This is a genomic window from Methylobacterium sp. J-118 (genome assembly GCF_057836565.1).
The window spans coordinates 579,809-593,109 of sequence record NZ_JBYQFA010000001.1 but is presented as its reverse complement, the minus strand read 5'-3'; the positions used below and the strand labels follow the sequence as shown (position 1 = coordinate 593,109).

The 13,301-nt window shown below is 68.9% G+C and carries 15 protein-coding genes; 7 read left to right on the top strand and 8 right to left on the bottom strand.

The features are described 5' to 3' along the window. Positions 1 to 41 precede the first annotated feature (41 nt). The 6 genes from AC3IF3_RS02790 (at position 42) to AC3IF3_RS02765 (ending at position 4,584) form a co-directional block, all read left to right on the top strand. Positions 42 to 467 carry a PaaI family thioesterase gene (locus tag AC3IF3_RS02790; protein ID WP_489227172.1) on the top strand — a complete coding sequence of 142 codons (426 nt, stop codon included), beginning with the start codon at positions 42 to 44 and terminating at the stop codon, positions 465 to 467. A 76-nt stretch (positions 468 to 543) separates the two neighbouring features. Further along, positions 544 to 1,767: an SMP-30/gluconolactonase/LRE family protein gene (locus tag AC3IF3_RS02785; protein WP_489227170.1), complete on the top strand. Its 1,224-nt coding sequence runs from the start codon at positions 544 to 546 to the stop codon at positions 1,765 to 1,767. A 58-nt stretch (positions 1,768 to 1,825) separates the two neighbouring features. Continuing rightward, positions 1,826 to 2,404, top strand: coding sequence for a DUF1285 domain-containing protein (locus AC3IF3_RS02780; protein WP_489231222.1), 579 nt, complete (start codon positions 1,826 to 1,828; stop codon positions 2,402 to 2,404). Continuing rightward, positions 2,359 to 3,072, top strand: coding sequence for a CoA pyrophosphatase (locus tag AC3IF3_RS02775; RefSeq protein WP_489227169.1), 714 nt, complete (start codon positions 2,359 to 2,361; stop codon positions 3,070 to 3,072). Before AC3IF3_RS02780 ends, AC3IF3_RS02775 begins: the two co-directional genes overlap by 46 nt. 13 nt (positions 3,073 to 3,085) lie before the next feature. Further along, complete coding sequence (locus tag AC3IF3_RS02770; protein WP_489219615.1) at positions 3,086 to 3,343, top strand: DUF6111 family protein; 258 nt, start codon at positions 3,086 to 3,088, stop codon at positions 3,341 to 3,343. Beyond that, positions 3,340 to 4,584 (top strand): CCA tRNA nucleotidyltransferase, encoded by a 1,245-nt coding sequence (locus tag AC3IF3_RS02765; protein WP_489227167.1) that lies wholly within the window; start codon positions 3,340 to 3,342, stop codon positions 4,582 to 4,584. The genes AC3IF3_RS02770 and AC3IF3_RS02765 overlap by 4 nt, the downstream gene beginning before the upstream one ends. Before the next feature lie 50 nt (positions 4,585 to 4,634). On the opposite strand, the gene AC3IF3_RS02760 is transcribed toward AC3IF3_RS02765, so the two are convergent. The 8 genes from AC3IF3_RS02760 to AC3IF3_RS02725 all read right to left on the bottom strand — a co-directional run bounded on the left by AC3IF3_RS02760 (position 4,635) and on the right by AC3IF3_RS02725 (position 11,854). Continuing rightward, positions 4,635 to 5,036: a F0F1 ATP synthase subunit epsilon gene (locus AC3IF3_RS02760; RefSeq protein WP_489227165.1), complete on the bottom strand. Its 402-nt coding sequence runs from the start codon at positions 5,034 to 5,036 to the stop codon at positions 4,635 to 4,637. A 211-nt stretch (positions 5,037 to 5,247) separates the two neighbouring features. Then, positions 5,248 to 6,705: a F0F1 ATP synthase subunit beta gene (atpD, locus tag AC3IF3_RS02755; RefSeq protein ID WP_243973487.1), complete on the bottom strand. Its 1,458-nt coding sequence runs from the start codon at positions 6,703 to 6,705 to the stop codon at positions 5,248 to 5,250. Positions 6,706 to 6,772: 67 nt separating this feature from the next. Continuing rightward, complete coding sequence (locus AC3IF3_RS02750; RefSeq protein ID WP_489219613.1) at positions 6,773 to 6,976, bottom strand: hypothetical protein; 204 nt, start codon at positions 6,974 to 6,976, stop codon at positions 6,773 to 6,775. 28 nt (positions 6,977 to 7,004) lie between these two features. After that, positions 7,005 to 7,895, bottom strand: coding sequence for a F0F1 ATP synthase subunit gamma (locus tag AC3IF3_RS02745; RefSeq protein WP_489227163.1), 891 nt, complete (start codon positions 7,893 to 7,895; stop codon positions 7,005 to 7,007). A 166-nt stretch (positions 7,896 to 8,061) separates the two neighbouring features. Continuing rightward, positions 8,062 to 9,594: a F0F1 ATP synthase subunit alpha gene (gene atpA / locus AC3IF3_RS02740; protein WP_489219611.1), complete on the bottom strand. Its 1,533-nt coding sequence runs from the start codon at positions 9,592 to 9,594 to the stop codon at positions 8,062 to 8,064. A gap of 55 nt (positions 9,595 to 9,649) precedes the next feature. Beyond that, entirely contained in the window at positions 9,650 to 10,222 is a 573-nt protein-coding gene (locus AC3IF3_RS02735; protein WP_243973491.1) for a F0F1 ATP synthase subunit delta, read from the bottom strand. A gap of 218 nt (positions 10,223 to 10,440) precedes the next feature. Continuing rightward, the gene (locus tag AC3IF3_RS02730) at positions 10,441 to 11,130 is read right to left on the bottom strand and encodes a DsbA family protein (RefSeq protein WP_489227162.1); all 690 of its coding nucleotides are present in this window, start codon (positions 11,128 to 11,130) and stop codon (positions 10,441 to 10,443) included. A 97-nt stretch (positions 11,131 to 11,227) separates the two neighbouring features. Continuing rightward, complete coding sequence (locus tag AC3IF3_RS02725; RefSeq protein WP_243973493.1) at positions 11,228 to 11,854, bottom strand: 2-hydroxychromene-2-carboxylate isomerase; 627 nt, start codon at positions 11,852 to 11,854, stop codon at positions 11,228 to 11,230. Between the two features lie 201 nt (positions 11,855 to 12,055). Between AC3IF3_RS02725 and AC3IF3_RS02720 the strand changes: the two genes are divergently transcribed. Continuing rightward, positions 12,056 to 13,294, top strand: a complete 1,239-nt coding sequence (locus AC3IF3_RS02720; protein ID WP_489219607.1) for an argininosuccinate synthase — start codon at positions 12,056 to 12,058, stop codon at positions 13,292 to 13,294. Positions 13,295 to 13,301 lie beyond the last annotated feature (7 nt).

The window sequence follows — 13,301 nt, the reverse complement described above, 5'->3', positions numbered from 1 at the left end:
GTACCGGTTTCCACCGCCGCGACAGCTACGGACGATGCACGATGACCGACGATACCGATCCCTTCGACCCATCCGACCCGGGCTGGACACCCATCGAGGATGCCGGCTTCATCGCCCATGTCGGGCCGGTGCATTGGCGCGAAGCGGACGGCGCCTACGCGTTCCGGGCGGAGCAGAAGCACGCCAACCTCATCGGCGTGGTCCATGGCGGCATGCTGATGAGCTTCGCCGACCGGGCGCTCGGCGAGACGGCCATGCGGGCGGCCGATGGCGCCAATTGCGTGACGATCCAGCTCGAGATGAAGTTCATCGATGTGGGACGCCTCGGGAACTGGATCGGCATCCGCCCGCAGGTGGTGAAACGGACCGGCTCGCTCGTCTTCATGCGCGCCGACGTGCGGGACGGGAGTCGCCTGTTGGCCTCGGCGGATGGGGTGTGGAAGATCCTGCGGCGCAGGCCCGGTTGACGCGAACAGGATTTTGGTCCCAGTCTTTGGACGCGGCGCGCCAACGATGCGCGCAGACGCGAACCGGGGGGATCGCATGCGACACGGGGAGACAGGCCGATCCGGAGGTGAGGCGCATCGCGGGCCCGTTCCGCCCTCGCGCCGTTCGGTCCTCGCAGGGTTGGGCGCCGTCCTGGCCTCGGCCGGTCCGGCGTCCGCCGAGCCGGCGCCGCCCAGCACGGTGACGAACCCGCCGCGCGACTTCCGCCCCGGCGCAGCCCCCACCACCTATTTCACCGATCCCGACGTGCTCGCAGTGGATCCGGCTTTCGAGGCCTGCATCGTCCCGAACAGCGCGATCCGCCGCCTCTGGACCGGCGCCCTCTGGGCGGAGGGGCCGGCCTGGAATGCGGTCGGCCGGTATCTGGTCTGGAGCGATATCCCAAACAACCGCCAGATGCGGTGGCTCGAGGAGGACGGGCACGTCTCCGCCTTCCGCGCGCCGAGCAACAATTCCAACGGCAACAGCTTCGATCGGCAGGGGCGGCAGCTCAGCTGCGAGCACACCAGCCGGCGCGTGGTCCGCTACGAACTCGACGGCTCGGCGACGGTTCTGGCCGACAGCTTCGCGGGCAAGCCGCTGACCTCGCCGAACGACGTGGTCCAGCACGTCGACGGATCGTATTGGTTCACCGATCCGCCCTACGGCGGCCTGCTCTACGAGGGTCTGCCGGACGAGCCGGGCGGTCCCTCGAACCCCCAGGGCCATCTCAACCCGCGCCTCGGTCAGCCCGCCGGGGTCGCACCAGGACGGCGGGCGCTGCCGAACGCGGTCTACCGCATCGACCCGTCCGGCCAGGTCGACCGGGTGCTGACCGACGATGCGGTTCCGGACCCCAACGGCCTCTGTTTCTCCCCCGACCATCGGACCCTCTATGTCTGTTCCACCGGCAAGGGACCGGGCGAGACCGGCCCCGGGGGCAAGGGCGAGATCTACGCCTTCGACGTCGGAGACGGCGGCAGGCTCTCCGGACAACGGCTGTTCGCCGATTGCGTGGTCGACGGCGTCAAATGCGGGCCGGACGGCGTGCGGACCGACGTCGACGGCAATGTCTGGGCGTCGAGCAACGCCGGCCGGGCCGTGGGCTATAACGGTGTGACGATCTGGAACCCGGCGGGGAGACTGATCGGGCGGATCCGCCTGCCGGAGGTCTGCGGCAACCTCACCTTCGGCGGCCCCAAGCGGAACCGCCTGTTCATGACGGCCAGCCAGTCGCTCTACGCCCTGACGGTGAACACCCAGGGCGCCGGACCGGCCTGACGGCCGCGACCCGGGCCGCCATGGCTGTCCGGGCGCCGGAGCGCTATCTGTCATGGGCATGAGTGAGGATTCCGCCGACCCGACCCTAGCCCGCCTCAGCGCGGCCCTCGGGGATCTGCCGACCCGGGGGCTGCCGCCGGTGGAGCGCTGGAACCCGCCCTATTGCGGCGAGATCGACATCCGCATCGCCGCGGACGGGACCTGGTACCACAACGGCACGCCGATCCGCCGGACAAAGCTGGTCCGCCTGTTCTCCACCATCCTGCGGCGCGAGCCCGACGGCCGCACCGTGCTGGTCACGCCGGTGGAGAGCGTCGGCATCACGGTCGAGGACGCAGCCTTCGCGGCGGTCGAGATGGCGGTCGACGGTTCCGGGCCGAACCGGCGCCTCTCCTTCCGGACCAATGTCGACGACCTCGTGCCCGTCGACGCCGAACACGCCCTGCGCTTCGAGGAAGAGCCGGACGGGGCCCTGAAACCCTATCTGCATGTCCGCGGCGGCCTCTGGGCGCTCGTCACCCGGGCTCTGACCTACGACCTCGTGGATCTCGCTGAGGAGCATCCCGTCGACGGACGGTCCTGGCTCGGGCTATGGGCCGGGGGCACCTTCTATCCCATCGCACCGGCCGCCGCGTGAGCGATCCCCGCGCCGCATTCCTCGCCCGCGCCGCGTCGGGCCTGTCGCCGCATCCCCCCGGGCCGGACGATCCGACCTCCAACCCGCGCGGCGACCATAGCCTCGATCCGGACGGCTCGGCCGTGATCCCGCCGCCGCCGCACCGGCGGGCCGCCGTGCTCGTGCCGGTGGTGTTCCGCCCGGAGGGGCCGAACCTCATCCTGACGCAGCGCGCCGCCAACCTCCGCGACCATTCCGGACAGGTCGCCCTGCCGGGGGGCAAGATCGACCCGTCCGATCCCACCCCCGCCGCCGCGGCCCTGCGGGAGGCCGAGGAGGAGATCGGCCTGCACCCCACCGCGGTGCAGCTCGTCGGCTATATCGACCCCTACCTGTCGGGAACGGGTTTCCTCGTCACCCCGGTGATCGGCCTCGTCGCGCCTGAGGCGACCTACCGGCCCAATCCCGCCGAGGTGGCCGACGTGTTCGAGGTACCGCTGCCGGTGCTGATGGACCGGGAGCGCTATCGGCTGCGGTCGCGGGACTGGCAGGGCCGCACCCGCTGGTTCTACGCCGTCAACTTCGGCGAGCGACTGATCTGGGGTGTCACCGCCGGGATTTTGAACAACCTCCGCGAACGGCTCTATCCGGAATCCGAACCGGGCGGGATCCGTCGCCCGGCCGTTTAGGCAACGAACACCCATGCTGCGTCGCGTCCTCGAAGAGTTCGGCCTCTTCCTCATCCCCTTCGGGTTATTTCTGGTCTACCTGCTGCTGGCGGGCCGCAACCCGCTGCGCCGGGTCCACTGGGATCCGCACCTTTTTCGCCTCGTGCTCGCCGGGTTGGCCGTTGTGATCGGCACGCTCGTCTACGAGGGCCTGTTCTCCGAGCGCCGGGCCGGCGGCTACGTGCCCACGCACATGGAGAACGGCCGATTGGTCCCCGGCGGCTTCCGGTGAGGCAGATCCTCGACCGCGCCGGCCTCTCGGCCCTCCTCGACCGGCCGGGCGTACGCCGGGCGCTCATGGCCCTGGACGATCCGGGTGCCGAGACCCGTCTGGTCGGCGGATGCGTCCGCGATGCCCTTCTCGGCGTGTCGGCCGCCGATATCGACCTCGCGACGACGCTTCGGCCGGACGCCGTGATGACGCGCGCCCGCGCGGCCCCGGGCCTGAAGGCGGTACCGACCGGGATCGCGCACGGAACCGTCACGCTGATCACCGAGGACGGGCCGATCGAGGTCACTACGCTTCGCGAGGATATCGAGACCGACGGGCGCCACGCGGTCGTCCGGTTCGGCAGCAACTTCGCGCGGGACGCGGAACGGCGCGACTTCACGGTCAACGCCCTGTCGCTCGGCATCGACGGGCAACTGCACGACACCGTCGGCGGGTTGGCGGATCTGGCGGGCGGACGGGTGCGTTTCATCGGCGATCCCGCGACCCGGATCCGTGAGGATGCCCTGCGGATCCTGCGCTTCTTCCGTTTCCACGCACGCTTCGGCCGCGGGGCGCCCGACGCGGCGGCGCTCGCGGCCTGCGTGGCCGCCCGCGACAGCCTGGACCGGCTGTCGCGGGAGCGAGTCCGCGACGAGTTTTTGAAACTTCTGGCGGCAACCGGAGGCCCGACGATGGTCGTGACTCTGAGCGGCACCGGCCTGCTGCAGCGGATCACGGGCGGCGTCGGCGAGCTCGGGCGGCTGGAGCGCGCCGCCGGGGCGGGTCTGCCGCCGGTGATGCGGCTCGCGGCGCTGGCGGTCGCCGGCCGGCACGACGCGGATCGGTTGCGCGATCGGTTGCGGCTCTCGAACCAGGCCCACGCGCAGCTCACCGGCTACGCCGACACCCTGGCGGATCTGCACGGTCGGGCGCTGATCAGCACGATCGAGGCGCGGGTCCTCGCGGCCGCACACGGCTTCCCGCTCCTGACCGCCACACTGGCGATTCTGGCCGGCGAGCCGAGGCCGGACATCACCGAGGATGCGTGGCAGACGCTGCGGATGATGGACGGGGCAGGGGGCGCGCCGACCTTTCCGCTGGCCGGGGCGGATCTGGTGGCGGCGGGCGTGGCGCCCGGTCCGGCGATTGGCCGGGGATTGTCCGCGGCCCGCAGGCTCTGGCTGGAAAGCGGCTGTCCCATCGGACCGGACGCCCGGGCCGAACTCCTGGCCCAGGCGCTGGCCGGCGCCGGCAAAGCGTAGCGTCTCGATCCGTCGGCCCGGCGCTGTGATCGGGACGATCCGATCGGCCGTCAGAGCTTGAGCAGCGCCTTGGTCTCCCGGAGCTGGACGATCTGGCCGTTCAGCTCCTCGCGCTTCTGCAGATCCTCGGTGGAATCGCGCAGCAATTCGGCCGCCTCGATATCCTTGTCGAGCGATTCGGGCGTGAGTTCCTCGATCGGCGCGGCACGCTCGGCCAGCACAGTCACGGCGGTGGGACCAATATCGGCGAACCCGCCGCGGACATAGATGCGCTTGCCGCTGCTCTGGCTCTCGGTGACCACGATCACCCCGACCCGCAGGGAGGTCAGGACGGGGGCGTGGCCCGGCATCACGGTCATCTCGCCTTCGGTACCGGGCAGCTGAACGGCGGTCACCTCGCCGGAATACAGCGTCCGCTCGGGGCCGACGAAATCGAAGTGGAAGGTGGCCATCTCAGGACAATCCCGGATCCGCGACAAGCTCTCCTCCCCCTTGCGGGGAGGAGGTGGAGGTGGGGGTGGTGCAGGATCGAGCGCAGCGGTTCCCTCTGCACCACCCCCACCCCCCGGGCCCCTCCCAACTAGATCGGGCATGCCCGATCCGGGCAAGTCCGATTCTGATCTCAGGCATGCCTGAGATCATGGGGGAGGGGAGGGTGCAGCCTTACGCGGCCTTCAGCTTCTTGGCCTTCTCCTGGGCCTGCTCGATCGTGCCGACCATATAGAAGGCCGCCTCGGGCAGGTCGTCGTAATCGCCGTTCACGAGGCCCTTGAAGCCCTTGATCGTGTCCTCCAGCGGCACCTGCACGCCGGGCGAGCCGGTGAACACCTCGGCCACCGTGAAGGGCTGCGAGAAGAAGCGCTCGATCTTGCGGGCGCGGGCCACGGTGAGCTTATCCTCCTCGGACAGCTCGTCCATGCCCAGGATCGCGATGATGTCCTGGAGCGCCTTGTAGCGCTGCAGGGTCTGCTGGACCCGGCGGGCGACGTCGTAATGCTCCTCGCCGAGGATCGCCGGCGACAGCATGCGCGAGGTCGAGTCGAGCGGATCCACCGCCGGGTAGATGCCCTTCTCGGCGATCGAGCGCGACAGCACGGTCGTGGCGTCGAGGTGGGCGAAGGAGGCGGCGGGCGCCGGATCGGTCAGATCGTCGGCCGGCACGTAGATCGCCTGCACCGAGGTGATCGAGCCCTTGTTGGTGGTGGTGATGCGCTCCTGGAGGGCACCCATGTCGGTGGCCAGCGTCGGCTGATAGCCTACCGCCGAGGGGATGCGGCCCAGCAGCGCCGACACTTCGGAGCCGGCCTGCGTGAAGCGGAAGATGTTGTCCACGAAGAACAGCACGTCCTGGCCCTCGTCGCGGAACTGCTCCGCGATGGTCAGGCCGGTGAGCGCCACCCGCGAGCGGGCGCCGGGCGACTCGTTCATCTGCCCGTAGACCAGGGCGCACTTGGAGCCCTCGGCCGAGCCGCCATGCTCCTTCGGGTCGACGTTCACCTTGGACTCGATCATCTCGTGATAGAGATCGTTGCCCTCGCGGGTCCGCTCACCGACGCCGGCGAACACCGAATAGCCGGAGTGCACCTTGGCGATGTTGTTGATCAGCTCCATGATCAGCACGGTCTTGCCGACGCCCGCGCCGCCGAACAGGCCGACCTTGCCGCCCTTCGAGTAGGGGGCCAGCAGGTCCACCACCTTGATGCCGGTGACGAGGATCTGCGCCTCGGTCGACTGGTCGGCGTAGGACGGGGCCGGCTGGTGGATGGCGCGGTAGGTGTCGCACACCACAGGGCCGAGCTCGTCGATCGGCTCACCGATCACGTTCATGATCCGGCCGAGGGTGTTCATGCCCACCGGAACCTTGATCGGCTCACCGGTATCCGTGCATTCCTGGCCCCGGGTCAGGCCCTCGGACGTGTCCATGGCGATGCAGCGGACGGTCTGCTCGCCGAGTTGCTGGGCGACCTCGAGGACGAGGCGGGCGCCGTTGTTCTTGGTCTCCAGGGCGTTCAGGATCTCGGGCAGATGCCCGTCGAACTGCACGTCGACCACGGGGCCGATGACCTGGGTGATCTTGCCGACCTTGTTGGAGCCGGCGCCGGGGAGTGCGGTGTTGGCCATGATATCCTCGTTGTCCGTGCCGGCGCACGAATCGCGCCGGCCATATCCTCGATCGATCAGATCCGGCTCAAGCGTCCGTCAGCTCGAGCCGTACTTCGACACGGGCCATACGCTCGTCGAAACGGTCCATGCGCCCATTCATGGTCGCAACCTGCATCTCGATGGCGGTCAGCCGCGACTTCACGTCCTTGAGGTCGAGGCGCGCTTCGGAGACGTCACGCCGGAGGGCGCGCAGGTGCTCCAAAACCAGGTTCTCGACCTCGCTCGTCATCGTGTGACGCCTCCGGCACGCCCTCTTATCACAACGCCTCGGCGCCGGAGATGATCTCGATGAGTTCCTTGGTGATCATGGCCTGACGCGTGCGGTTGTAGATAAGCGTCTGCTTCTTGATCATCTCGCCCGCGTTGCGGGTGGCCGAGTCCATGGCGCTCATGCGGGCGCCCTGTTCGGAGGCGGCATTCTCGAGGAGCGCCCGGTAGATCTGCACCGTCAGGTTCTTCGGCAGCAGCGTCTCCAGGATCGCCTCCTCGGAGGGCTCGAATTCCAGGGCGGCGTCGCCTCCGACCGCCTTCGCGCTGGTGTCGGCCTCGGGCAGTTCGGCCGGGATCAGCCGCTGGGCGGTGGGGACCTGCGAGATGACCGACCGGAATTCGGAGAAGAACAGGGTCGCCACGTCGAACTCGCCGGCCTCGAAGCGGGCCAGGATCCGGTCGGCGATCTCGGCGGCGAACGGGTAATCCACCGGACGGTTGCCACGGATATCCATGCTCTCGACGATCTGGTCGCGGTACAGGCGCCGCAGCTGGTCGTAGCCCTTCTTGCCGACGGTCATGATCTTGACGGTCTTGCCCGCGGCGGTGAGCTTCTGGGCATATTCGCGGACCGCGAGACGGACGATCGAGGAGTTGAAGGCACCGCACAGGCCGCGATCACCGGTGCAGACCACCAGGAGATGGGTCTGCTCCGAGCCGGTGCCGGACAGGAGCCTCGGCGCGCCGACGCCGCCGATCAGGTTGCCGGCGAGATTGCCAAGAACCATGGCCATCTTCTCGGCATAGGGACGGCCCGCCTCGGCGGCCATCTGCGCCCGGCGCAGCTTGGCGGCGGCGACCATCTGCATAGCCTTGGTGATCTTCTGCGTCGCCTTCACCGAGGTGATGCGGTTACGCAGGTCCTTCAAACTCGCCATCGGGTGAGGTCCAGGTCCGTTCCAAAGGGCCTCTCCTCCCCGTAGCGGGGAGGAGCCGGAGGTGGGGTGGTTCAGGATGGAGCGGCGCCGGTGCCTCCTGCACCACCCCCACCCCTACCCCTCTCCGCAAGGAGGAGGGGCCGCTGCCTCAGCGGATCGGGATGCCTTACCCAATCGACTTGGCGACGCTTTCGACCACGCCCTTCAGCTTGCCGGCGCTCTCGTCCGACAGGTCCTTCGAGGTGGCGATCGCGTCGAGCAGATCCTTGTGCTTCGTGCGCAGGGTGCTCAGCAGCGCATCCTCGAAGGGACGGACCTTGCTGACCGGCATCTTGTCGAGATAGCCGTTCACGCCGGCGTAGATAACCGCGACCTGCTCCTCCATCTTCAGCGGCGAGAATTGCGGCTGCTTCAGGAGTTCGGTGAGCCGCGACCCGCGGTTCAAGAGCTGCTGGGTCGAAGCATCGAGATCGGAGCCGAACTGCGCGAAGGCCGCCATCTCGCGGTACTGCGCCAGCTCGCCCTTGATCTTGCCGGCGACCTTCTTCATCGCCTTGGTCTGGGCCGAGGAGCCCACCCGCGACACCGAGAGGCCGACGTTCACCGCCGGGCGGATGCCCTGGTAGAACAGGTCGGTCTCGAGGAAGATCTGGCCGTCGGTGATCGAGATCACGTTGGTCGGGATGTAGGCCGAGACGTCGTTGGCCTGGGTCTCGATGACCGGCAGCGCGGTCAGCGAGCCGTTGCCAGCGGCGTCGCCCATCTTGGCGGCGCGCTCGAGCAGGCGGCTGTGCAGGTAGAACACGTCGCCCGGGTAGGCCTCGCGGCCCGGCGGGCGGCGCAGCAGCAGCGACATCTGGCGGTAGGCCACCGCCTGCTTCGAGAGATCGTCGTACACGATCACGGCGTGCATGCCGTTATCGCGAAAATACTCGCCCATGGCGCAGCCGGCGAAGGGCGCGATGAACTGCATCGGCGCGGCGTCCGAGGCGGTCGCGGCGATGACGATGGAGTATTCCAGGGCGCCCTGGTCCTCCAGCACCTTCACGAACTGGGCCACCGTCGAGCGCTTCTGGCCGATGGCGACGTAGATGCAGTAGAGCTTGGACTTCTCGTCCCCGCCTGCGGCGTGGCCGGGCTTCTGGTTGAGGATCGTGTCGAGGGCGATGGCGGTCTTGCCGGTCTGGCGGTCGCCGATGATCAGCTCGCGCTGGCCGCGGCCCACCGGGATCAGGGCGTCGATCGCCTTCAGACCCGTGGCCATCGGCTCGTGCACCGACTTGCGCGGGATGATGCCCGGGGCCTTCACGTCGACCCGGCGACGCTCGGTCGAGGTGATCGGGCCCTTGCCGTCGATCGGGTTGCCCAGCGCGTCGACGACGCGGCCGAGCAGGCCCTTGCCCACCGGCACGTCCACGATGGCGCCGGTCCGCTTGACGGTCTGGCCTTCCTTGATCTCGCGGTCGGAGCCGAAGATCACGATGCCGACGTTGTCCTGCTCGAGGTTCAGGGCCATGCCGCGCACGCCCGATTCGAACTCGACCATCTCGCCGGCCTGGACGTTGTCGAGGCCGTAGGCGCGGGCGATGCCGTCGCCGACGGACAGTACCTGCCCGACCTCGGAGACCTCGGCCTCCTCGCCGAAGTTCTTGATCTGCTCTTTCAGGATCGCGGAGATCTCGGCGGCGCGGATGTCCATACTCGGGCCTCTGTCGCTGATGCGTTCTGTGCGTGTTCGGATCGGATGGGGGCGCTTACGGCGCGGCCCGCATCGCGAGGCGGATACCGTTGAGCTTGGTCCTGAGGGACGCGTCGACCATGCGCGATCCCATCTTCACGATCAGGCCGCCGATCAGGCTCGGATCGACGATCAGGTCGAGGTCGATATCGGCCTTGGCGATGTCGCGCAGCGACGCCTTGATCTCCTCGATCACGGTGTCGGAGGGCTTCTCGGCCACCCGCACCTGGGCGCGCACGATCCCCTTCGAATCCTGCACCAGGGCCCGGAACGCGGTGATCATGTCGGGGAGGGCGAAGAGCCGGCGGTTGGAGGCCGCCAGGCGGATGAAGTTGGCGGCGAGTCCGCCGATTTCGGCCTTGTCGAGCACCGCGCCGATGGCGGCCGCCTGCTCCTCGGCGCCGAAGACGGGGCTGCGGACCAAGCGGCGCAGATCCGCGCTCTCCCGCAACATTGCCTCGAACCGACCGAGCGCCTCGGCGACGGCGTCGACCTGGCGCTCGTCGCGCGCCAAGTCGAACAGGGCGGAAGCGTACCGGCCCGCCACGCCTGCGACCAGGGGACCAGCCTCGGAACCGTTCTGCGCCACCCGTCGCTCTCTTCTCTGGTTGCCCGCCCGCTCCGTGCGCTCCGGCGGGGAGCGCGGTGCGAGACCGTTCGGGACGTGGGGTCGCGCCGACAGCGGGCAGGGTCGAAGACCGCCCCTTGTGGCGCGGCGACCGCCTAGCATGCCGGCATGGCCGCGCGCAACACGGACGCGGCTGTCGCTGCGCGGTAGGACGGCGGAAGTGTGACGCCGGGCGGCCCTCAGCAGGCGAGCCGGTCGCAGCGCCGCATGCTCGCGATCATCTTCGCCATCGCGCGGGCCCCCGGATGGCCGAGGATGCCGCTGTTGCCGAGAACGTAGGACGGCGTGGCGTAGAGCCCGAGATCCGCGGCCATCCGCATCTGGCTCTTGAGTGCGACGCGCACCTCGTCGCTGTCGGCGATCTCCTCGATCTCCGCCTGCGGAACGCCCAGGGCGGTGGCCGCATTCAGCGCGCCGGGCCCGTCGATCCGGCCTGGCTTGCCGAGAACGGTCCGATAGAAGCCCCAGGCCGCCTCCGATCCGAGCCTGCGCTGCACGGCCAGCATGACCTTGGCGGCCTGGGCCGATTGCGGCGACAGAATCGGATTGTGGACAAGCCCGATGCGCAGTTCGGCGTCGCCGTCGTGCAGTGCCACGACGTCGGCCGCGGCCTTCCGACAATACGGACAGTTGAAGTCGAAGAACTCGTAGAGGGTGGTCCCGGGATCGCGCGGCCCGACATAGGTGACGCCGTGCAAGGTTGGGATCTGGCCTGTGATCTCCCCGGGCAGGATCGCGTTGGCGACCGGCTTCCCGTCGTCGCCGTTGACCGCGACCCGCTGTCCGTAGGATTGCGCGGCCGCGCGGCCGAGGCCTGAGCCCAGCACGACGCCGGCGGCGGCGAGGAGGTGACGTCGGGAAAAAGGCATGAGTCTCGTCCGGGGCATCGCGGGTCCGCTCGGGCCGCAGGCGGATCGGAACGACGGGGTCGCGTCGGATTGATGGCCGGGCCGGGTGAACGTGGCCCTACCGGAGGCCCTTCGGCCGCTCGCCCACGGCCCAGGCCAGTGCCTGCTCCAACCGGTCGTTGCCCCAGAACAGCTCGCCGTCATCCGCCAGGAAGGTCGGGGCCCCGTAGATTCCGCGGGAGCGCGCCTCCTCGACGCTGACCCGCAGCTTGGTCTTGTTGGCCTCGGCGGCGGCGGCCCGCACGGTCTGCGTCCCGTCTAGGCCCAGCGTGTCGAGGATCTCGGCGACGGAAGCGGGCTCCGCGATGGAGCGGCCCTCGGCGAAACTCGCGGCAAAGACGGCCTTCGAGAACGGCACCAGCCAATCCTGGTCCTGGCCCAGGATGGCGACCCGCACGGCGCTGAGGCTGTTCTGCGGGAATTGGGCCGGGCGGGTCAGCGGTGGCAGGCCGAGGCGCGCGGCCTCGCGCTCGACGTCCCGCCACATATTCTTGCCCTTGGCCGGGTAGAGGTTGAACGGTGAGGACGTCCAGCCCTGCGAGGCGAAGAGCGGCCCGACCAGGAAGGGCCGCCACCGCACCGCGACCCCGGCCTCCGCGGCGGCGTCCTCGACGCGCATCGCCGCGAGATACGAATACGTGGAGGCGAATTCGTACCAGAACTCCAGAATCGGCTGGCGCGCCATAGACTTCGCTTCTCCGATGCACTCACGCGGCGATGACGACAGGCAACGCCCGCGCCGTTTCTTGCACAGCCGCAAGGCCGCCGTGAGGCGAAACGCGGCCGATCCTCCGGCATCGGGCCTACGCGCGAGACGGCACGCCGGTTGCAGGCCGATGACACCCGCGATAAGCCGCGGATGCCCCGCCTCAGTTCCGGAAGCCGCATGTCCGTCCCCGCGAAGAGCCCCGTGAAGAAGGTCGTGCTGGCCTATTCCGGCGGCCTCGATACCTCGATCATCCTGAAGTGGCTGCAGACCACCTACGGCTGCGAAGTGGTGACCTTCACGGCCGATCTCGGCCAGGGGGAGGAGCTGGAGCCGGCGCGCCGCAAGGCCGAGCTGCTCGGGATCAAGCCCGAGAACATCTTCATCGAGGACCTGCGCGAGGAATTCGTCCGCGACTACGTCTTCCCGATGTTCCGGGCGAACGCCGTCTACGAGGGTGTCTACCTGCTGGGCACCTCGATCGCCCGGCCGCTGATCGCCAAGAAACAGATCGAGATCGCCGAACGGGTCGGGGCTGACGCGGTCTGCCACGGCGCCACCGGCAAGGGCAACGACCAGGTCCGATTCGAGCTCGGCTACTACGCCCTGAAGCCGGACGTGACGGTGATCGCGCCGTGGCGCGAATGGGACCTGCGCTCCCGCGAGCAGCTGATCGCCTTCGCCGAGCAACACCAGATCCCGATCGCCAAGGACAAGCGCGGCGAGAGCCCGTTCTCGGTGGACGCTAACCTCCTGCATGCCTCCTCGGAGGGCAAGGTGCTGGAGGATCCGGCTGTCGAGGTGCCCGATTACGTTTTCTCCCGGACGATCTCGCCCGAGCAGGCGCCGGACACGCCGACCGTCATCACCATCGGGTTCGAAAAGGGCGACGCGGTCTCGATCGACGGCGAGAAACTCTCGCCCGCGAGCCTGCTGGCCAAGCTCAACCAGCTCGGCCACGACAACGGCATCGGGCGGCTCGACCTCGTGGAGAATCGCTTCGTCGGCATGAAGAGCCGCGGCATGTACGAGACGCCCGGCGGCACGATCCTGCTGCCGGCCCACAGGGCGATCGAGTCGATCACGCTCGACCGCGGCGCCGCCCATCTCAAGGACCAGCTGATGCCGCAATACGCGGAGCTGATCTACAACGGCTTCTGGTTCTCGCCGGAGCGCGAGATGATCCAGGCGCTGATCGACCGGAGCCAGGAGAAGGTCACCGGCACGGTGCGGTTGAAGCTCTACAAGGGCGGTGTCCACGTGATCGGCCGCGAGAGCCCGTACTCCCTCTACGACCAGGATCTCGTGACCTTCGAAGAAGGCGCCGTCGCCTATGACCATCGCGACGCGGCGGGCTTCATCAAGCTCAACGCGCTCCGGCTGCGGACGCTGGCGCAGCGCGGGAAGCGCGGGGGCTGAGCCGCCC